We start from the raw sequence: 21,236 nt of genomic DNA on the forward strand, positions 1-21,236 counted from the left end.
TGGACTTGTCACAAAAATTCCAAGAGAGCAGGCTGTCCGGCAGCTCCACTACATGGTGGAGACCCTTCTTCATGAGCCTTTCTATCTAGCGGGAACGTGGGTCGAGGAGTCGCTCGGAGTCTACGTCGGGTGGGTTGAGCGAGAAAGCTCCTTTTCCCTTGAAATGCCCCTGCGTAGCGAACGGGGAGAAGTAGTTGTTGTGTTTTCGGGTGAGGACTATTCGGAGTCTGGGACGACCCAGGGTCTGAAGGCGCGAGGACACGAGCTTGATGCGGTCGATACGAACTATCTGGTTCACCTCGGCGAGGAAGATCCCTCGTTTCCAGCGGGTTTGAACGGTCGATTTCACGGGCTCCTGATCGATCGGAATCGCCGGACATCTACGCTTTTCAACGATCGCTTTGGGATGCACCGGATCTACTATCACGAGTCGAAGGACGCGTTCTATTTTGCCGCGGAAGCCAAAGCCATTCTCACCGTGTGTCCTGAACTGAGGCGTATGAGCCCACAGGGCTTGGGAGAGTTCGTCGCCTGTGGATCTGTCTTGGGGAACCGGACGCTCTTCGACGGCGTCCACCTCCTGCCGCCCGCCTCGGCATGGACTTTTCGAAATAGCTCACTCGAGCGGAGGCACAGCTATTTCCAGCCCAGTGAATGGGAGGACCAAGAAAAACTCGATCCGAAATCCTATTACAGGGAACTTCGGCAGGTTTTCACGCGAAACCTCCCTCGGTACCTCAAAAGCCATCAGCGAGTGGCTATGTCCTTGACGGGAGGCCTTGACACTCGGATGGTCATGGCTTGGCACAGGCCTCAGCCTGGATCACTTCCTTGCTACACTTTCGGGGGGATGCGCCGCGACTGCCAAGACGTTGTCGTGGCACGTGAGGTGGCTCGCCTATGTGAACAGCCCCACCAGGTTATTGGCTTGGGAGAAGAATTCCTCTCGCGTTTTTCTCACTATGCCGAGCGCACGGTCTACCTCACCGATGGATGCGTCAGCGTGGGCCTCACCCCCGATTTGTACCTACACGAGAGGGCACGCGAAATCGCCCCGGTGCGGCTGACGGGTCTTTATGGGGGTGAAATCCTGCGTGGAGCTAGGGCCTTGAAGCCGGAGGAACCTCCACCTGGATTGTTTTCTCCGGAGTTTGTCCCCTATATCCGTCAGGCAAAGGAAACCTATCGCGACGTCGTTCAAGGACACCCAGTTTCCTTCGCCGCCTTCCGGCAGGCTCCCTGGTATCACTGCGGCATTCTGGCGCTTGAGGAGACGCAACTCTCCGTACGGACTCCGTTTCTTGATAACGATCTGGTCCGAACAGTGATTCGCGCGCCGCAATCGGCGCTCGGGAACAACGACGTCTCCTTGCGGTTGATTGCCGATGGTAACCCGGCTCTTGCCCGCATCCCGACCGATCGCGGCGTGAGAGGGGACCAACGGGGTTTCGGCGAGGCTTTCTCCCGCGCCTTTCTTGAGTTTCTCTTCAAGGCTGAATACGCCTACGACATGGGAATGCCCCAGTGGCTCGCGCAGCTTGACAAGGCCTGCTCGCCTCTCAGCCTAGAACGTATTTTCCTTGGGAGACACAAGATCTTCCATTTCCGGGTCTGGTACAGGGATGCTCTCGCCGGATACGTTAGGGAGATGCTGCTTGACCCTCGTAGTCTCTCCAGGTCATATATCGATCGGAAAGGCCTAGAGGCACTGGTACGAGAACATCACAAGGGAAATCGAAACTACACTACCGAGATCCACAAATTACTTACCCTGGAAATCGCTAACCGCCTCTTCCTCGACAATCCAGAAAGAGGCGGTTTTGGAGAGCACCCAGGAGTGCCGGTAGCCGTAAGCACCGATCACTGAGGTGTAGCTTGGAGGTTGTTCGGAGGGATGGGGGCAGAGCCTGATCCACCCTGCAGCGGATGTGGGTAAGTGTAGGCCGTGTAGTTGGGACGTGCCGTTCCAACGTAGTAGTCGCGACTGGCAGACACGTTGGTAGATCCGGAAGTTGTGTTGTTCGATGAACCGTTCAGCGTGTTGCCCCAGACATAGATGGGGTCCAGGATATTCCCAACCCACGTATTCGCTGGAGTAATGGTGGTTCCGCTTGGATCAGGGCCGAGGAGTTTGGAAGTGCCCGAACCCGGCTGGTCCACGCACCGGTACCCGCCGTTACTGTTTTGGTCGTAGGAGCTGCTGCCGTCGCATGCCCCCCATGGGGTGTAGTTGGGTCCACCACCGCACCCAGCGCTTGCATCCCGGCAGTTGACCGCTTGAACGATCTTGTTCGTGTAGCCTGCTGCCGTGATGGTGTTGTTGTAGAAGACGCCCGTGCCGCCGCGTATCCAGTTGATGAAGGCGAGGTTGTTAACATTCGAATAGGTGTAGGTATTGTTGTAAACTTCCTGCCAGCGGCAGGCACGGTGACGCTGGTCGGAGTCCGCTCCGTGCGACTGGTTGTTATACATCGAGACAGTGTTATGGCGAAAAATTAAGTGTCCGCCCGAGAAACAGTCGGTTGCGCCGCCGATGAAGTTCGGGTCTGTGCTGGTGAAGCTCGAGTCTTCGATGTAAACGCCTTCGGCGCTCCCGTAGTTGATGGCAGCCGCCCACGATTGGTCACCCCAAGCGTCGTTCGAGGTTCCATTCCAGTTCACGTGCTCAACCCGCACGCCGTTCACGAAGGTACCGACATGAGTCAAGTGGTCTATCAAGCCCCAGATATCCCCGTCAATAAAAATACCTACGGTCTGCGCTGGATTGATCGTGAGGTGATCGAGCCGCATCGAGTGCGTGGAGCCGCCGACGGTGATATGGCCACGCTGGCATACCCCAGGATCGGTCGCAACGCCTACGATGGTCAGGCCGGTCATGCGCAAGCTGTTCGGGGCGTTAACTGACCATGCGACTAGCGGGCCGCCACCAGAACAGGACGAACCGCCCTTGGAGACGTTATCGCCCAGAATGGTCTGTCCTTGGCCAGCGCCTTCGAGGGTTATTCCCTTTGTGATCGTCAGGGTTGAAGACCAGTTCGTTTGGGAGCAGGCCGGGAGCATTACCGTATCTCCAGCCGCAGCCGCATTTACGGCGGTCTGCACATCGCTTAAATTGCAAGAGGCGGCGGTGGAGGTGGCAGCGTGGGTTGTCAGACTAAAAAGGGGAGTAAATAAAACTATGAACAGCAGTAGTCTTGTCAGCATAACCGGGGGGGAGGATTCCTTTCATACAACGGGTGCTTTCGAGTTCCGATAATCAATGGTGACCGGATGAGACAAAAAAGTCTAGGCACGAACGTGTTACGCGCTAGGGTATGGATCTCGTCGCGGCACGCCAGAAACGATTTCAACTCGTTGTGCAGCTATTACTTGTGGCTAGCACCCTCTAACTTAACCTGACGGCAGTGTCTAGGAAAATTTTGTTATGAAAGCCTTGGTGTCGATCATAATTCCAGCGTACAACGCCGAAGAGTGGATCGCCGATACGGTCCAATCCGCGCTTGGACAAACTTGGCCACACAAAGAAATCATCATCGTAGACGACGGTTCGAGGGATCGAACGGCGGAAATCGCGCGGCGATTTGCCTCCAAGAGGGTTCTCGTCGTGTCCAAAGAGAACCAGGGTGCTGCGGCAGCCCGCAACCATGGCTTGCGCCTCAGCCAGGGGGACTATATCCAATGGCTGGATGCAGACGACCTGCTTGCACCGGACAAGATCGAGCTGCAACTTGCGGCGCTGCGGGAGATCGACAGCAGGCGAATATTGCTGTCCTCGTCGTGGGCGTACTTCAACTATCGGCTCCAGCGCGCCCACTTCATCCCGACGTCGCTGTGGCAAGATCTTTCCCCTGTTGAGTGGCTCCTGAGAAAAATGGGTGACAATCTGCACATGCAAACCGCGACATGGTTGACGAGTCGGGAACTTGCCGAAGCAGCAGGACCGTGGGATACACGCCTCCTGAGTGACGACGATGGCGAATATTTTTGCCGTGTGCTTTTGGCATCTGAACGAACCCGTTTCGCGCCGGGGGCAAAAGTGTTCTACAGAATTACTCAATCGAGTCGACTGAGCCACATCGGTGCGTCTGACAGAAAGAAAGACGCGATGCTAGTTGGGATGAAATTGCATATTCAATACCTCCGATCTCTTGAAGACAGCGAACGCGTTCGGAAGGCATGCCTGACGTATATGCAGAATTGGTATGACAATTTCTATCCGGAGCGGCCCGACATTGTCGCGGAAATGCAGAGCTTAGCCTCGCAACTTCAAGGACGACTGGATGAGCCCCGCTTGCGTTGGAAATACGCCTGGATGAAACCGGTATTTGGATGGAAAGCCGCAAAATGGGCTCAGAGGACACTTCCACAGATCAAAACTTCATGGATCAGGCGGTGCGACAGGGCGATCTATCGGTTAGAGGCGGACCGAGCGGCCGAGAACACGGGTGTCAGAGTATCGTAAATTGATGCAGCGGCAAATCGCCGGGTACGTTCACGGGCGCCGGTCGGCCTTGGTGCAAGCCTCCTCAACGCAGGGATGGCTCAAGATCACAGGGATACTCCACTGAGACCCACGATGAACACGGATTCGGATAAGAGCGACGAAACAGTGGATGAGTTACCCGCTTTCACGACGCACGAAATAAGTCGTGAGATCTCAGTGGCGCTGCTTACCGGTGGTGGTGACAGGCCCTACGCGTTCGGCTTGGCAACGGCGCTCATCTCAAAAGTGCCAACACTGGATTTGATTGGTAGCGACGAACTCGATTGCCCCGAATTCCAAAACAATCCCGGAGTGAAGTTTCTTAACTTACGAGGCAATCAACGGCCGGATACTAGCCTCGCAAGAAAGATCCTCAGAGTCTCGATATATTACGCCAAGTTGATTCGCTACGCTTCGAGTTCCCAACCGAGAATCTTCCACATTCTCTGGAACAATAAATTTATATTCTTGGATCGCACGCTGCTTACGCTTTACTACAGGCTACTAGGTAAAAAGATTGCGTTCACGGTGCACAATGTAAATGCGGGCAGACGAGACTCCCGAGACACTTGGCTCAATCGGCTTACACTGCGAATCCAATATCGACTCGTCCATCATATCTTCGTTCATACGAAAAAGATGAAGCTCGAACTCATCGAGGAGTTCGGTGTAAAACCCACACGCGTCACGGTTATTCCGTTTGGGATCAACAATGCTGTTCCAAATACCCGTCTCACTCCATCCGATGCAAAGAAGCAGCTGGGGATTCGCCATGACAAAAAGACTGTTTTATTCTTCGGTAACATCGCACCCTATAAGGGCCTGGAACACCTAGTCGCTGCGTTTCGACTGCTCCTAGGCCATGACGAGAATTACCGGCTGATCATCGCGGGCAAGCCGAATAACTGCGAGAGATACTGGAAGTCGATTCACGAAGACATTAGTGAAAACGTGGCGAAAGGGCGAGTGATCCTCAGGCCAGAATTCATACCAGACTGTGAGACCGAACTCTACTTCAAGGCGGCTGACGTTTTCGTCTTGCCATACAGGCATATCTACCAGAGTGGTGTTTTGTTTCTTGGCTACAGTTTTGGCCTGCCGGTTCTGGCAGCCGACGTGGGGTCGCTTAAAGATGAGATTGTAGAAGGCTCGACGGGATTTGCGTTCAGACCCGAAGATCCCGTCGCCTTAGCCGTGGTCATCGAACAGTACTTTGCGAGTGATCTATATGTGGACTTGAACGTACGGCGGCGTCAGATACGAGAGTACGCGACCGAGCGACATTCCTGGGATGTGGTCGCTCAGACAACTATGAAGGTATATGCCGACCTGCTTCGAATTCCGTTCCCCGAGAAATCGGCGAATTGTGAATTGTCGAACGCATCACCCGACGCAAATGCCTCTTCATAACGAGCAGGGCTAATTCTGAACACCAATTTACTTAACACTCAATATGTCAAAACACAAAACTGCATTTGTCACAGGTGCCGAGGGATTCATCGGCTCCCATTTAGTGCAATTTCTTCATGCCAAAAAGTGGGAAGTAATCGGCAGCTATCAGTGGCATGGCTGTAATTCATTTCAGAAGGCCGCAAACTTGCACTTTGTGCAATGCGATCTGCGAAACGGACAACGCATAACACGGCTTCTTGAAGACTATCAACCGTCGCATATATTTCACCTCGGGGCGCAGAGCCTGCCAACTGTCTCTTGGGCCGACCCCGTCGGAACTTTCGAGTCCAATGTCATGGGCTCTCTGTACCTGTTTGAGGCGGCGCGACACATGAAGCGTCCTCCGATCGTCGTATCAGCGTGCTCCAGCGCTGAATATGGGCACGTTCCGCCCTCGGCCATACCGGTCACCGAAGACCAGGCGCTTCGACCTCTTCACCCTTATGGCATTAGCAAAGTGTGCCTGGATCTACTGGCCCGAGAATATTTTCTGGACTACGAACTTCCGACGGTTAATTTACGGCTATTCAACACCACTGGCCCGGGAAAAACAGATGATGCCCCCTCAGATTTTGTGCGGCAGTTAGTCCGAATAAAAAAAGGTTTGCAGCCACCCGTAATTGAGGTAGGAAATCTAAAGCCGCGCCGCGCATTCTTAGATGTTAGAGACACCGTGCAGGGTTTCTATCTCGCTGCGCTGAAGGGGAAACGGGGTGAGGCCTACAACTTGTGCGCAGCCTCCACGCATGAAATTGGTAAGTTGCTTCACACCGCGATCGAACTATCGGGAGTAAAAGCGATGATTCGATCGTCACCGCACTTGATGCGGCCGTCTGACGAGAAAATTATCTTCGGCAGTACGAGAAAATTTCGCAAGGACACTGATTGGAGTCCAACTCTTTCGATCAAGCAGACACTATCGTCCATGTTTGAATACTGGGACCGAAAGTTTTAGATGATGACTAAAGATAACCAGCACCTCTGAGGTGATTTGATGGGCAACAACTCCATACCCTACGTTCTCATCACTCCTGCTCGAAACGAACAGGCTTTCATTGAGAAGACAATCCAATCGGTGATAAAGCAATCCGTATTGCCGCTCAAATGGGTGATCGTAAATGATGGCTCAACTGACGCAACATCAGACATTGTGCGTCCACATCTCGCGAAACACCCATGGATTGAAGTTGTCGATCTTCCCGTCCGTAGAGAGCGGAATTTTGCCGCCAAGGTATACGCATTCAATGCTGGTCAAGAGAAAGTCAAGGACCTCTGCTACGAAGTCATCGGCAATTTGGATGCTGACGTTTCATTAGATTATGACCACTTTGAGTTCTTGCAAGCCGAGTTCCGGAAAGATCCGTGTCTCGGTGTCGCCGGAACCATATTCAAAGAGCACGGCTACAGTTCGGAAACGGACAGTTTTGAAGGAAGAAACCACGTTTCCGGCCAGTGCCAACTATTTCGACGTCAATGCTTTGAGGAAATTGGCGGATATCGTCCTAACAAGGCTGGGGGCATCGATTGGATGGCAGTCACAACTGCGCGAATGATGGGATGGACGACCCGATCATTTCGAGAGAAGTCATTTTTTCATCATCGGACGCTGGGAACGGCTGAGCGTGGTCGCCTTGCCTCAAGCTTCTCCTATGGCGAGAAGGACTATTATCTCGGTGGCCACCCTATCTGGGAGCTTTTTCGAGTCACCTATAGAATGACAAAACGTCCATACTTGCTGGATGGTGTTGCTCTCGGGCTTGGATATCTATGGGCTTTTCTACGACAGGTCGAACGACCTGTCTCTGATCAGTTGATGCGGTTCCACCGCAAAGAGCAGATGCAAAAGTTGAAGACCATCCTTAGGTCTTTGATGACGTTTAGGCGCATCGACAGCTTCGAAGCTAAGCCGAGTTAGCACGTCAACGAGTAGTCCAAATCACAAAAATATCTCAAATGACGGAAATCGAAAAAGTGCAGGCATCAGTGGTTCGTTTTGTGGAATGGCTAGATCGCTTCGGAGAGACGTCGTACGATCATCAAAGTTTCTTCGCGAGCAATTTGGGACGCGGCGCAAAAGCTCTGTACTACAAACAGCCGTTGCTGGGGAAAATCGCGGTGTCTCCGATGATCTTCTCCGAGGCATTCGTACCCTCTGCGCGTCGCCTCTTCTGGAAGCGACAGAGGTTTCCGATAGCTGACGCCCACTATGCGATGGGCTTTGCCTTTCTCTCACAGGTTTTAGGGGAGGAGCAGTACTATTTGCGCGCGGTCCATTTTCTCAAGGTGCTCAAAGCCACTCGATCACCAGGTTATGACTACTATTGCTGGGGATATCCGTTCAATTGGGAAACTAGGCATGGCACCATGCGAGAGGCAACTCCTCTTATAACAACCGTGCCGTATGTATACGAGGCCTTTCTACAGGTGTATGAGATCGATAAAAATGAACAGTGGCTGGAGATTATGCAGTCGATCGCGCAGCATACTCTTCATGACTATCACGATTTCATTACCTCAGAGAATGCTTCTAGCTGCTCGTATAATCCCGAACCTAGTGCGCCAGGCGGCGTCATAAATGCGAGCGCATACAGGGCATTTCTGCTGACGAGAGCTGGATTAGATTTTTCGGACGAACAGTACCCTAAAGTTGCGGAAAGAAATCTGAATTTTGTCCTTGAATCTCAAAATGCTGACGGCTCTTGGTACTACTCTACGGACGGTGAAAGAGATTTCGTTGACCACTTCCATACTTGCTTTGTTCTTAAGGCACTGGCAAAAATCGAGGCTCTTACCGGAAACCAGCAGTGCACTAAGGCGATAGAGCGTGGTGTAGATTACTACGTGAAGAATTTGTTTGATAGCGAAGGCTTTCCCAAACCATTCTCACGCAGGCCGAGGCTCACGATATATCGACGCGAGCTTTACGACTACGCTGAGTGCATTAACCTGGCTGTCTTGTTGAAGGGGCGGTTTCCTGCACTAGATGCAATATTGTCTCGGGTGACCGATCTCACGCAATGGCAAAAGTCAGACGGGTCCTTCCGAAGCCGTCAGCTACTCCTCAGCTGGGACAATACTCCGATGCATCGGTGGGCTCAGTCACAGTTGTTTAGAAGCCTCTGTTCCCTGCTGTATCACAACTCGTGCAACACCAATCGTGAATCACAGCACTGATGGGTCTATATGTGTGGAATCTGCGGACAATATAACTTCGGCGACCGCGCTCCGGTCTCGCGCCAAAGTGTCGAACGAATGGCAAAGAGCATTTCGCATCGGGGGCCCGACGACGAAGGTTACTACGTCGCAGGCCCACTTGGGCTCGGTTTTCGACGGCTCTCGATCATCGACCTTGAGGGCGGACATCAGCCCATGTCCGATCAAGAGGAATTGGTTTGGGTCATCTTCAATGGAGAAATCTATAATTTCCCCGACCTCAAACGTGAATTAGAAGCCTTTGGGCACCTCTTTCGAACCAAGTCTGACACGGAGGTGATTGTTCACGGCTATAAACAATGGGGTGATGATGTCCTTAATCACCTGAACGGAATGTTTGGTTTGGCTATCTGGGATGTACTACAAGAGAGGCTGGTTGTCGCTCGGGATCCGTTCGGCATTAAACTGATTTACTACAAGATTGACAGGGATCACCTTTACTTTGGTTCGGAAATCCGCGCCATCCAATCTGTGACCGAGGAACAACCTGATGTCGATCCCAATGCTCTGAACATGTTTCTAAGATACCGCTATACTCCGTCGCCCTACACAATGTTCAAAGGCATCCGCAAGCTTGCCGCGGGTACCATGTTGGTGTGTGAAAAGGGGACTGGCTCTCTACGGCGATGGTATAGATATCAACCAGCGCCATTCTCGCCTATGAAGTCAATAGGAGAAGCGCAAGAGGAATTGCTCGAGCTATATAAGCAATCCATAAAGAAACATCTCCTGAGTGATGTTTCTGTCGGGCTCCTTTTGAGCGGAGGTATCGACTCTGGTTTATTGCTCGCTTTGATGAATCTGTACGGTAAATCGTGGCGGACATACACTGTGGGGTATGGCTCGAGTTTTTCGGACGACGAGTTGACGGATGCGGGAGAAACGGCTGCCCTATTCTCCTCGCAGCATACAGAAGTGACGCTTGACAAAAGCACTTTCGAGGGGATGCTGCAAACGATCGTGTCGTGTTTAGAGGAACCAATCGCATCTTCTTCAATTGTGCCCATGTATTTCCTATGTAAACGCGCTCGGGAGGAGGTAAAGGTTGCTTTAATCGGTCAGGGACCAGATGAGCTGTTCGCAGGCTATCGCCGTCACCTCGGTGTGCGCTATGGTGCCTACTGGATGGGAATACCTAGCTGGATACGTTCTTCGATCGCTTCCGGTATAACTACACTTCCTAGGAACGAGACGCTGAAAAGAGGTCTTTATTCACTAGACGTCAAAGACCGCTTGCGAAGATATCAGCATGTTTTGTCCCTCCTACCAGGCAACGAGATAGACGGATTGTTTCAGGACGAGATGCTAGAACACTATGCGGGAGATGAAATCCTAGAGTGCTGGAAGGATTTGTTTCCTCTTATGAGCGAGACGGATGAGCTTGGAGGTTTTCAATTTCTGGAAATGAGATCAACTCTTCCCGATGAACTCCTCATGTTTGGCGATAAACTCTCGATGGCACACGGTCTAGAGGTTCGGGTGCCCTATCTCGATAAAGACTTGGTCGAATACGTGGAGAGATTGCCAGCAAATTTCAAAGTACGAAACGGGTCCCAAAAATGGTTACATCGTCAAGTGTGTCAGGATCTCCTCCCCAAAAGATTCATGAGAAGAAAAAAACGGGGCTTTGCTGTAAATGTTGTTGATGACTGGTTCCGTAGCTCCGTGAACGGGAAAACAGAGCAAATTCTCATGGACAACGAATCTCATTTATATCGGTATTTGCGTCCGTCGGCAGTCCAGCGGATATTCAAACAACATCGGTCGGGTCGGAATGACTATCACAAGATATTGTTTAGCCTGGTAGTTTTCGAAGAGTGGCTCAGGGTCCAACTCCCGTCGCAGTCAAAGATGGATTCGGTGGTTGTAGGTACACATTAATCTAAAGATGAAAGCCGTTTTGTTAGTTGGGGGCTTGGGCACGCGGCTACGGTCGGCTGTGCCGTCATTGCCAAAAGCGTTGGCGTCAGTAGGGGGTCGTCCCTTTCTGGAGCTGCTTGTGCGGCAGTTGGCCTGTCAAGGACTTCGTCAGTTGGTGATGTGCACTGGTTATCTGTCAGAACAAATTGAAGAGGTATTTCGAGATGGCATTGATTTTGGTGGGACTATTGAATACTCAAAAGAAACGGTCCCTTTGGGCACGGCAGGTGCCTTAAAACTGGCGCAACGTTATCTGCAGCAGGAATCCGAGTTTCTGGTACTTAACGGAGACTCGTTTGTCGAAGTTGATTTCAACGACCTCATTGATTTTCATAGCAAACACTCCAGTCTGGCCACGATAGCAGTAGTGGCCGTTGAAAATGCGAGCCGCTACGGAACGGTTCATGTAGGAGCAGCCAGCCGGGTACTGGGTTTCGCAGAAAAGTCGTGTCAAGACGCGCCCGGCATCATTAATGCAGGTGTGTACGTTTTCAGCAATTCTATCCTCGCGCAAATTCCGGATGGGCCGGCGAGTCTGGAACGGGACGTCTTCCCCCAGCTTTTGGAGCAAGGGGTTTACGCGGTCGAACATCGGGGAATATTCATCGATATTGGCACTCCTGACGACTACGTACGAGCAAGTGAAATGTATGGCCGTTTAGCAACTGCCGCATTGGATAAGCGATGTCGCATTTCGCCGATAGCTATCTCATAGTCGTCACCCGAGTGAAGGTTCACCGAATCAGGCATTCGAGGGCTGGGCTACAGGCTGCCTCAGGACAAATGTGTGAAACAGACAAGTGATTTTGAAAAGCGGGTCACCAAGTTGATTCAGGCCTCAATCGAGGTCAAACAGAAACTATTGCACGATAACGTGCTAGTTTCAATGGTGGCCGAAGCCAGCAGAATCATCGTGGCAGCGTTGGGGCAAGGTAACAAAATACTTATCTGTGGCAATGGTGGCAGCGCCGCGGATGCGCAGCATATCGCGGCCGAATTCGTAGGTCGATTCGCATTTGACCGCCCAGCGCTACCGGCACTGGCATTGTCGGTTAACACATCCTGTGTGACAGCCATCGGAAATGACTACGGCTTTGATCTTGTGTTTTCGCGGCAAATTGAGGCCCTAGGCAAGAAAGGCGATGTCGTGATCGGGATCTCGACAAGTGGCGATTCGGCTAATGTGCTTCGCGCCATGTCGACTTCGAAGAAGTTGGGTCTACGCAGAATTGCATTGACAGGTTGCACGGGTGGAAAACTCAAGTACGAAGTAGAGTCTTGCCTTTGCGTGCCATCGAATGAGACGCCTCGAATTCAAGAGTGCCATATCTTGATTGGCCACATTATTAGCGAATTGGTAGAACAGACAATATTTCTCGAGTACAGTGGCATTCCGGATCGCGATCGAATTGGTCCCAGCATTCCAATTAGTTAGTTGCTTAGCAAAGCGAGAACGCAAATATGATAATTACCAGCACTCCACTTCGCATTTCATTCTTCGGTGGTGGTACTGATTATCCGGTGTGGTACCGGGAGCACGGCGGCTCCGTACTTTCGACCACCATCAACAAGTGCTGTTATATCACCTGCCGGCGCTTACCACCTTTTTTTGAGTATCACAGTCGCATCTCCTATTCAACGGTTGAAAACGTCAGCAGGAACGATGCTATCCAGCACCCGTCCGTACGTGCCTGCCTCCAATTCCTTGGGGTCGATGAGGGAGTTGAAATACACCATGTCGCGGACCTGCCCGCTCGAACAGGCTTGGGTACAAGCTCCGCGTTTACAGTGGGACTACTCCACGCGCTCTACGGTCTCAAGAATCAGATGTGTGACAAGCGAGGCCTTGCCTCTGAAGCAATACATGTGGAACAGGACTTGCTAGGAGAGGCGGTTGGCGCGCAAGACCAGGTGAGCGCAGCATACGGCGGCTTCAACCGCATCAATTTTCACCAAGACGGTTCGATTGAAGTAAAGAGGATGTTCGCCTCACATGACAGACTGGCGGAACTCGAACAACATTTGGCTCTCTATTTCACCGGGTTTTCCCGAACTGCCTCTGAAATTGCACAGGAACAAATAAGAGCGACACCTCACAAGCAGCAAGAACTAAAGACCATGCTTCAGTTCGTTGATGAGGCCGAGGAGATCGTCGCGAATCCCCGTCGCCCTTTGCATGACTTTGGCCGACTTCTACATGAGAGCTGGCAAATAAAGAGAACCTTGACGCAAAAGATCTCAAACGCTAGCATCGATGAGATCTACGAGGCCGGGCTCGGGGCTGGTGCTCTAGGCGGCAAGCTCCTGGGAGCCGGGAATGGGGGCTTCATGCTGTTCTTTGTGCCACCAGAAAAGCGTCAGGCCTTGAGGGAGCGCTTGAAGAAGCTGTTGTGTGTTCCATTCGCCTTCTCAAACAAAGGCAGTGACGTTGTCGTCTATGAGCCGGAAGAGCATTTTGACGGGTCACTATCCGCGGAACGAGATTTTATATATGCGCAGAACGGACGCTGAGTTGCGAAAAACTTCAAACTCTGTAAACGCTGGCCTTCTAAAAGCACCTACGTCTAGGTAGTCGTAATCCGCCATATATTCCCAACATGATCTTTCAAGAAGCCGCGCTTGGCGGCGTTTTCGAAATCTCGCTCGAACGGAAAGTTGATGAGCGGGGCTTTTTTGCTCGTTCATGGTGCAGGCAAGAATTTGAACAACACGGGTTAAATTCGAATCTCGCGCAATGTAGTGTCTCCTTCAACTCAAAGAAGGGCACGTTGCGAGGCATGCACTACCAATTGGATGGGTATGCCGAGGCGAAGTTGGTGCGCTGCACCAAAGGCGCGATCTACGATGTGGCGGTCGATATGCGACCAGGTTCAACAACGTTTAAGCAGTGGACTGGAACTGAACTGACAGCGACAAACCAACGTGCTCTCTACATACCGGAGGGTTGCGCGCATGGATTTTTGACGCTGGAGGATGAGACGGAGGTCTTCTATCAGATATCGGAGCCCTATCATCCAGAATCGGCTCGTGGCGTGCGATGGAACGATCCGGCATTTGGGATTGTCTGGCCTGGACCGGTTGCAGTCATTTCTGATCGTGACCTAATCTACCCAGACTTCGGGCCAACGTGATCAGCCTACTGCAACGGTTCGAACAACAAACGCTGGCGGAAAGTGGTCAGAAGTTACACCAATTCGCTGCGGAGCTTTATCCAATATGCCGGAGCATCACTGGAGATGGCATACGGCGCACACTCGCTATGATTGGAGATAGAATCCCGCTCCAGATTTCGGAGGTGGCTACCGGAACTGCAGTATTTGATTGGACGGTTCCGAAGGAATGGAACATTCGGGACGCTTATATTAAAGATTCCGCGGGCCGGCGAGTAGTGGATTTCAGGGAGAACAACCTGCATGTGTTGAATTACAGCACGCCGATTCACGCTACGTTATCACTCAGCAAATTGAAAGAACATCTATTCACACTGCCGGAGCATCCTGACCGAATCCCCTATCGCACGTCATACTATAGCCCTAAATGGGGGTTCTGTCTGACTCACAAGCAAATGTTAGCTCTTGATGAGGACGGGTACGAGGTATGCATCGACACGACGGTTGAAGACGGGTATTTGACTTATGGAGAAAGTTACCTACCTGGGCAATCAAGCGAGGAAGTACTATTCTCCGTGCATTCATGCCATCCGTCACTCGCGAATGACAATCTGTCAGGTTTGACCGTTGCGACTTCCCTAGCGCGGTTGTTAGCGGACATCGATCGGCGCTACTCGTACCGTTTTTTATTCATTCCTGGAACGATCGGCGCGATAACATGGTTAGCGCAAAACACGGAAGCATCCAAACGGGTGCGGCATGGATTGGTACTGACATGCGTGGGAGATGCCGGGGGATTTCATTACAAAAGGAGTCGGCGTGGAGATGCTGAAATTGATCGCGCAGCGGCACACGTTTTGCGACACTGCGAAGAACCTGCCGAAGTACTCGATTTTTCTCCCTACGGCTATGATGAGCGGCAGTACTGTTCGCCTGGATTTAATCTCCCGGTCGGCTGTTTGATGAGAAGCGTATGGGGAACCTTCTCTGAATATCACACTTCTGCTGATAACCTCGATTTCATCCAACCGGATTCATTGGCCAAATCTCTTCGGGCATGCGTGGCGATTGTGAATGTCCTGGAGGACAATCGCCGATACGTCAATCAAAGCCCTTACTGTGAGCCACAACTCGGAAAGCGAAATCTCTACAGGACTACAGGCGGGGATTCTATCGGGACGGAGATCAATGCCAGGCTTTGGGTACTCAATCTTTCCGATGGTGGCCATTCGCTATTGGATATTGCTGAGCGATCTAATATACCGTTCTTCATCATAAGTGAAGCCGCGCGAATATTATGCGAAGCTGGCCTCTTGTCTCCCTCGCTTAACGATTGAGGATTGCTTTGAATCCCAGACCCTCGCAATCGGGTCATTGGAGCAATAAGCTCCCTAGCAATCGGTTCGGCTTATTGTTCGACGTGCTCTCAGGTAACTCACTGTCGGTCGCTTCACCCACCAAGAGATACTCTCCCTCATTACGATATCTGCAACGAACCCAAACTTATCGCATCAAAACAGAGTTTCTTCAAAGGACTTTTATGAGAGTGTTGTTGACTGGCCACAAAGGCTATATAGGTGAAGTAGCGGGATCTGTGTTGCTCGCCGAGGGACACGATGTGGTTGGCCTGGATACAGGGCTGTATGAGGGCTGTAACTTTGGAGCCAATTCGCAAGCGGTCCCAGAGATTCGCAAGGACCTTCGAGACCTGACTCAGGCGGACATTGAGGGCTTCAATGCGGTTGTGCATTTGGCCGCACTGTCAAATGATCCGGTGGGAAATATTAATTCTCAACTCACCTACGACATCAACCATTTGGCCTCCGTGCATTTGGCAAAGCTAGCAAAATGTGCAGGTGTTAAGCGTTTCGTTTTTGCATCTTCCTGCAGTACGTACGGTGCAGCGGGAGACTCCCTTCTCGACGAGAATTCAGAAGTAAACCCGGTCACGCCGTATGGAGAATCGAAGGTTTTGTCCGAGCGCGATATTGCGGTCTTGGCTGACGATAACTTTACCCCCACATACATGCGCAACGCCACGGCGTATGGTGTTTCACCTCGTCTTCGCCTTGATATCGTGCTGAATGACCTAGTCGCGTCGGCGTTCACCACGGGCCGTATTTACATAAAAAGCGACGGCACTCCCTGGCGCCCTATTGTCCATATCCGCGACATTATTGCTGCAGCGATTGCAGTACTTAGTGCACCACGCGAAGCAGTTCACAACCAGACCTTCAACGTCGGGCGCAACGAGGAGAACTTCCGCATACGCGACCTCGCCGATATTGTCGCTACAGTCGTTCCCGGTTGCCACATTGAGTACGCTCCTGGTGGCGGCCCAGATCTTCGCTGTTATCGCGTCAACTTCGACAAGATCGGTCGCGCGCTGCCGGGGTTCCAACCTCGTTGGACTGCTCTTGAAGGCGCGCGCGAACTCTATGACGCTTACCGTGCTGTAGGGCTCACTACAGCAGATATAGAGCGGGGACACTACATCCGAATCACGCAAATACAGAGGCTAATGAAAGCAGGGCAACTTGACAGCTCATTGCGATGGGCCAGCCAGCATGCCCAGGTTATCGCCTGAAAAAGCACCGAAATTCATTTAGGAACTCGGATACCGCCTATGGCTACGATGATTCTGACTGCTGAAACCCAGCAAAAAGCAGTTACCGTTAACTTATGCCGTTTTTGTGGAGCCGGCTTACTGGACACCTTTGTCGACCTGGGGATGTCCCCTCTCTGCGAAAGTTACCCTGGCTCGGCTGACCTAAACCGCGGCGAAGTCTACTTTCCGCTTCATGTTTATGTTTGTCGGACTTGCTTTTTGGTGCAACTTGAAGAATACGAAAGCCCACAGAATATCTTCGGCGAGTACGCGTATTTCTCGTCATATTCGGACTCATGGCTAAAGCACGCAGACAACTACTGCGCCCGCATGAAATCGCGATTCGGCCTCGACGGAGAAAGCTTCGTTGTCGAGGTGGCCAGCAATGACGGTTATCTCTTGCAGTATTTTGTTCAGCGCAATGTCCCGGTGCTTGGCATTGAACCCGCAGCCAATGTAGCTAAAGTCGCAGTAGAAAAAGGAGTCCCCACACTAGTGAAGTTCTTTGGGACCCAACTGGCCGAAGAACTAGCGAGTGATGGGCGCAGCGCAGACCTCGTTCTCGGCAATAATGTGCTCGCGCAGGTGCCAGACCTGAATGACTTCGTCGAAGGATTGAAGGTTCTACTGAAACCGGAAGGTGTCCTCACACTCGAGTTTCCGCATCTGCTAAAACTGATTGAGCACAATGAGTTCGACACCATTTATCACGAACATTTCTCCTATTTCTCCTTGTTGACGACAGTTCGCCTCATGGAGGCACATGGCCTCAGAGTGTTTGACGTTGAGGAGTTGGCATCGCATGGTGGTTCATTGCGTGTGTTCGCATGCCGTATGGAGGCAGAGACCCATCCCGTAGAACCGAGTATTGCTCGTGTGATTGAAGACGAGGAGCAGGCTGGGCTTGGAACGATAGAAGGCTATAAGAGTTTTGCCAAACAGGTAAAGGAGACCAAACTAGCACTACTGGGCTTCCTGCTTGAAGCCGCTCGTGAGGGTAAGAGTGTAGCGGGCTATGGCGCACCCGGTAAGAGCGCAACGTTGCTGCACTATTGCGGTATCGGAAAGGACCTAATCGAATACACGGTAGATCGAAGCCCTTACAAACAAGGGCGTTTTTTGCCGGGAACACACATTCCGATCTATTACCCCGACCGAATCCACGAGACAAAACCCGACTACGTGGTGATCTTACCTTGGAACTTGCAACACGAAATCGTGCAGCAACTGCAGTACATCCGTGAGTGGGGGGGGAAGTTTGTAGTGCCAATCCCCAAGGCGACGATTCTCTAAAAGTAAGGAGTGGCTAGCCATGAAAGTAGTTTTATTTTGCGGCGGATCGGGCATGAGGCTCCGTGGATATGCTGATGACGTCCCTAAACCTATGGTGCAAATTGGAACGCGACCCATCATGTGGCACCTGATGAAGTACTACGCCCACTTCGGGCACAAGGACTTTATCCTGTGCCTTGGATACAAGGGCAACTGTATCAAGGACTACTTTCTGCACTACGATGAATCTGTCTCCAATAATTTTGTTTGGTCGAAGGGTGGGAAGAACGTCGAACTGCTAAACCGTGACATGGACGACTGGACAATTACTTTCGTCGAGACAGGGGCGAATGCCAACATCGGGCAACGTCTCAAGGCCATCGAGCCCTACGTGCAGGGTGAAGACATGTTTCTCGCTAACTATGGAGACGGATTAAGCGATGTACCTCTTCCAGGGATGCTCGACACATTTCGGAAGAGTAATGCCATTGCCTCTTTGCTGCTGGTGCAGCCGACCTCGAGTTTTGACATCGTTTATACGGGATCTGAAGGAACGGTGAGGGAGATTCGCCCAATAACCCGTACCGATATGTGGATCAACGGTGGATTCTTCGCTATGCGCAACGAGATCTTCCAACATATTCTGCCTGGCGAGGAACTAGTTCGAGAGCCCTTCCAGCGATTGATTGATAAGCAGGCATTGCTCGCCCACAAATATAACGGTTTCTGGCAATGCATGGATACTTTCAAGGACAAGCAACATCTGGAGGAGCTAAACCAGGGGTTGGCACCGTGGAAAGTGTGGAATCAGACTCCGAATTCACTGGCAGATTACCAGTGTGAGCTTCTTGAAGAAAACAAGGACCAGCCGGTGGCGGCGTCGGCGCGTATATGATGCATCTGAATTTCGGCGTGAGAGCTGGCGGGGGGCTAAAGATTCTGTGCATGGGAGCGCATTCCGACGATATTGAAATTGGCTGCGGAGGGACACTCCTACGTATAGCTGATCAATATCCAGAATGCGAGTTTCACTGGGTGGTGTTCAACGCGATCGCAACCCGAGAGACGGAAGCCCGGCACGCAGCACAGTTGTTTGCTGGCTCCCGACTAAGGGGACCAATCTTCAAGACGTTTCAGGACGGATTCATGCCTTACGTAGGCGGCGAAGTGAAGGCAATTTTCGAAAGCGATCTAAAGCATCTTTCCCCCGACCTTATCTTCACTCATAACGGTAACGATGCTCATCAGGACCATCGTTTTATTTCGCAACTCACTTGGAATACTTTCCGCGATCACTTCATTTTGGAGTACGAGATTCCGAAATACGACGGGGACATGGGGCGCCCAAGCTTCTTCGTACCCCTCGAGAAAGAAGTCTGCGAAAAGAAGGTCGAATACCTCATGAATGCCTTTCAGTCGCAACATGCGAAACGCTGGTTTCAACCAGATACATTCCTTTCTCTGATGCGGCTTCGGGGAATGGAATGTGCTGCTTCCAGTGGCTACGCGGAGGCATTTTACTGTCGTAAGTTGTCGGTCTGAGTTGAACCAGCGAGAGGGCATGATGGAAACCACGTTTCACCTTGTGAACGCACGATGAAAGATTTGAAGGAGAAAACGATACGTGGCGGATTGGCAAGACTCTGTGCCCAAGGCGCTAACTTCTTTCTTCGCTTAGGCTCCCTGATGATATTAGCCCGACTCCTCGGGCCCAAAGATTTTGGATTGGTGGGCATGGTGACGGTCTTCACCGGCGTTTTGACGCTTTTCCGCGATTTTGGGCTGTCGTCCGCAGCAATTCAGCGTACGACCGTAACAGAGGAGCAGATTTCGACATTGTTCTGGATCAACATATTTGTTGGTGCGTTACTTACCCTTTTGGCCATAGCACTAGCACCAGTCATAACTGCCTTTTACCATGAGCCAAGACTTTTTATGGTTACAGTCGTCTTGGCGGTCGGATTTCTCTTCAACGCGGCCGGAGTACAGCACGGGGCGCTTTTGCAGCGCCAAATGCGTTTTACTACGTTGGCAGCGATAAACACAGTCAGTTTAATCGTCGGCACTGCAATTGCCATAGGCGGAGCCAAGGCCGGATACGGATATTGGGCCCTCGTAGCTATGAGCATCACTCTTCCGTTCACAAACACAGTTGGTTGCTGGTTGACCGTAACGTGGATTCCGGGAAGGCCGCGTAGAGGAGTTGGAATCCGGTCGATGATGCGTTTTGGCGGCACGATTACCTTGAATGGGCTGGTTGCGTACGTCGCGAACAATTTTGAAAAGGTCTTGTTGGGTCGATACTGGGGTGTTGATGCACTTGGCCTCTACGGGAGGGCATACCAACTCATCAACATTCCAACTGACAACCTGAATTCAGCGGCCGGTGAGGTAGCGTTTTCGGCGTTGTCGCGACTCCAAGGAGACCCTGATCGCCTCAAAAACTACTTCTTGAAGGGCTATACAGTGATCTTGGCGTTGACCTTACCTGTCACCGTTGCGTGCGCTCTTTTTGCGGATGACATGATATCTGTCTTCTTAGGACCAAAATGGGGGGCCGCGGCACCAATTTTTCGTTTATTGGCCCCAACGATCTTGGCCTTTGCAATTGTCAATCCCTTATTTTGGCTTCTCTCGTCACTAGGATTGGTCGAACGAAGCTTGAAGATGGGTCTGGTCATCGCTCCCGTCATGATCTTGAGCTATCTCGTGGCAGTGCCTTACGGGCCCCGAGGTGTTGCGGTCGCCTACTCGGCAGTAATGATGCTCTGGGTTATCCCGTGCATCATCTGGTCTGTCCATGACACAGTAATATCCTTCCGAGACATTGTTGTGGCCGTTGGCCGACCGCTGATCGGAAGCCTCGTGGCAGCTGGGTTTGCCTTCGGTGTGCGCTCGGTTTCCATTCAGTTCCTGTCTCCGCTGCCTCGACTTGTGTTGGAAATCACCGTTCTTCTAATTACGTTTATGGGGATGCTCCTGTTCGTCACAGGACAAAAGGCACTTTACCTGGATCTTGTCAGGGGATTAAGACGCCCTTCATCTGCCAGAGAAGAAGGGGATTTGGCTTCAACGTAAATATGAGATTTTGGACCTAGTCACCAAGGACCATTAGGTCGCGGACTAATCTCCAAAGATTGAATTTAATCGGAAAAACCTAACGATAGGGAACCGACTG

General features: G+C 51.7%; 18 protein-coding genes. 17 read left to right on the forward strand and 1 reads right to left on the reverse strand.

Annotated elements, in window-relative coordinates; all coding sequences use genetic code 11:
• Positions 1-163 precede the first annotated feature (163 nt).
• Positions 164-1,867, forward strand: coding sequence for an asparagine synthase-related protein (locus RBB77_RS19030; protein ID WP_353067668.1), 1,704 nt, complete (start codon positions 164-166; stop codon positions 1,865-1,867).
• Here RBB77_RS19030 and RBB77_RS19035 read toward each other — a convergent pair.
• A complete protein-coding gene (locus RBB77_RS19035) occupies positions 1,861-3,204 on the reverse strand; it encodes a hypothetical protein (protein WP_353063307.1) in 1,344 nt (447 codons plus the stop codon). The genes RBB77_RS19030 and RBB77_RS19035 overlap by 7 nt on opposite strands.
• Before the next feature lie 220 nt (positions 3,205-3,424).
• On the opposite strand from RBB77_RS19035, the gene RBB77_RS19040 reads away from it, so the two are divergent.
• The 16 genes from RBB77_RS19040 to RBB77_RS19115 all read left to right on the forward strand — a co-directional run bounded on the left by RBB77_RS19040 (position 3,425) and on the right by RBB77_RS19115 (position 21,136).
• Positions 3,425-4,462, forward strand: coding sequence for a glycosyltransferase family 2 protein (locus RBB77_RS19040; protein ID WP_353063308.1), 1,038 nt, complete (start codon positions 3,425-3,427; stop codon positions 4,460-4,462).
• Between the two features lie 114 nt (positions 4,463-4,576).
• Positions 4,577-5,893 carry a glycosyltransferase family 4 protein gene (locus RBB77_RS19045; protein ID WP_353063309.1) on the forward strand — a complete coding sequence of 439 codons (1,317 nt, stop codon included), beginning with the start codon at positions 4,577-4,579 and terminating at the stop codon, positions 5,891-5,893.
• A 43-nt stretch (positions 5,894-5,936) separates the two neighbouring features.
• Positions 5,937-6,890, forward strand: a complete 954-nt coding sequence (locus RBB77_RS19050) for a GDP-mannose 4,6-dehydratase (protein WP_353063310.1) — start codon at positions 5,937-5,939, stop codon at positions 6,888-6,890.
• A gap of 39 nt (positions 6,891-6,929) precedes the next feature.
• Positions 6,930-7,850, forward strand: coding sequence for a glycosyltransferase family 2 protein (locus RBB77_RS19055; protein ID WP_353063311.1), 921 nt, complete (start codon positions 6,930-6,932; stop codon positions 7,848-7,850).
• A gap of 38 nt (positions 7,851-7,888) precedes the next feature.
• Positions 7,889-9,109, forward strand: coding sequence for a hypothetical protein (locus tag RBB77_RS19060; RefSeq protein WP_353063312.1), 1,221 nt, complete (start codon positions 7,889-7,891; stop codon positions 9,107-9,109).
• 9 nt (positions 9,110-9,118) lie between these two features.
• Complete coding sequence (gene asnB / locus RBB77_RS19065; protein WP_353063313.1) at positions 9,119-11,029, forward strand: asparagine synthase (glutamine-hydrolyzing); 1,911 nt, start codon at positions 9,119-9,121, stop codon at positions 11,027-11,029.
• Positions 11,030-11,036: 7 nt separating this feature from the next.
• Entirely contained in the window at positions 11,037-11,783 is a 747-nt protein-coding gene (locus RBB77_RS19070) for a nucleotidyltransferase family protein (RefSeq protein ID WP_353063314.1), read from the forward strand.
• Between the two features lie 72 nt (positions 11,784-11,855).
• Positions 11,856-12,503: a D-sedoheptulose-7-phosphate isomerase gene (locus RBB77_RS19075; RefSeq protein ID WP_353063315.1), complete on the forward strand. Its 648-nt coding sequence runs from the start codon at positions 11,856-11,858 to the stop codon at positions 12,501-12,503.
• Between the two features lie 26 nt (positions 12,504-12,529).
• A complete protein-coding gene (locus RBB77_RS19080) occupies positions 12,530-13,579 on the forward strand; it encodes a GHMP family kinase ATP-binding protein (RefSeq protein ID WP_353063316.1) in 1,050 nt (349 codons plus the stop codon).
• 86 nt (positions 13,580-13,665) lie between these two features.
• Positions 13,666-14,199, forward strand: coding sequence for a dTDP-4-dehydrorhamnose 3,5-epimerase (rfbC, locus tag RBB77_RS19085; protein WP_353063317.1), 534 nt, complete (start codon positions 13,666-13,668; stop codon positions 14,197-14,199).
• On the forward strand, positions 14,196-15,515 hold the full coding sequence (locus RBB77_RS19090; protein WP_353063318.1) for a DUF4910 domain-containing protein: 1,320 nt from the start codon (positions 14,196-14,198) through the stop codon (positions 15,513-15,515). Before rfbC ends, RBB77_RS19090 begins: the two co-directional genes overlap by 4 nt.
• Before the next feature lie 203 nt (positions 15,516-15,718).
• Positions 15,719-16,765 (forward strand): NAD-dependent epimerase/dehydratase family protein, encoded by a 1,047-nt coding sequence (locus tag RBB77_RS19095; RefSeq protein ID WP_353067669.1) that lies wholly within the window; start codon positions 15,719-15,721, stop codon positions 16,763-16,765.
• Positions 16,766-16,813: 48 nt separating this feature from the next.
• Positions 16,814-18,079, forward strand: coding sequence for a class I SAM-dependent methyltransferase (locus RBB77_RS19100; RefSeq protein ID WP_353067670.1), 1,266 nt, complete (start codon positions 16,814-16,816; stop codon positions 18,077-18,079).
• Positions 18,080-18,098: 19 nt separating this feature from the next.
• Positions 18,099-18,953 carry a sugar phosphate nucleotidyltransferase gene (locus tag RBB77_RS19105; protein WP_353063319.1) on the forward strand — a complete coding sequence of 285 codons (855 nt, stop codon included), beginning with the start codon at positions 18,099-18,101 and terminating at the stop codon, positions 18,951-18,953.
• Positions 18,950-19,600 carry a PIG-L deacetylase family protein gene (locus RBB77_RS19110; RefSeq protein WP_353063320.1) on the forward strand — a complete coding sequence of 217 codons (651 nt, stop codon included), beginning with the start codon at positions 18,950-18,952 and terminating at the stop codon, positions 19,598-19,600. Before RBB77_RS19105 ends, RBB77_RS19110 begins: the two co-directional genes overlap by 4 nt.
• A 54-nt stretch (positions 19,601-19,654) precedes the next feature.
• The gene (locus tag RBB77_RS19115; RefSeq protein ID WP_353063321.1) at positions 19,655-21,136 is read left to right on the forward strand and encodes a lipopolysaccharide biosynthesis protein; all 1,482 of its coding nucleotides are present in this window, start codon (positions 19,655-19,657) and stop codon (positions 21,134-21,136) included.
• Positions 21,137-21,236 lie beyond the last annotated feature (100 nt).

The sequence above is a fragment of the Tunturibacter psychrotolerans genome, assembly GCF_040359615.1.
Taxonomy (GTDB): Bacteria; Acidobacteriota; Terriglobia; order Terriglobales; family Acidobacteriaceae; genus Edaphobacter; species Edaphobacter psychrotolerans.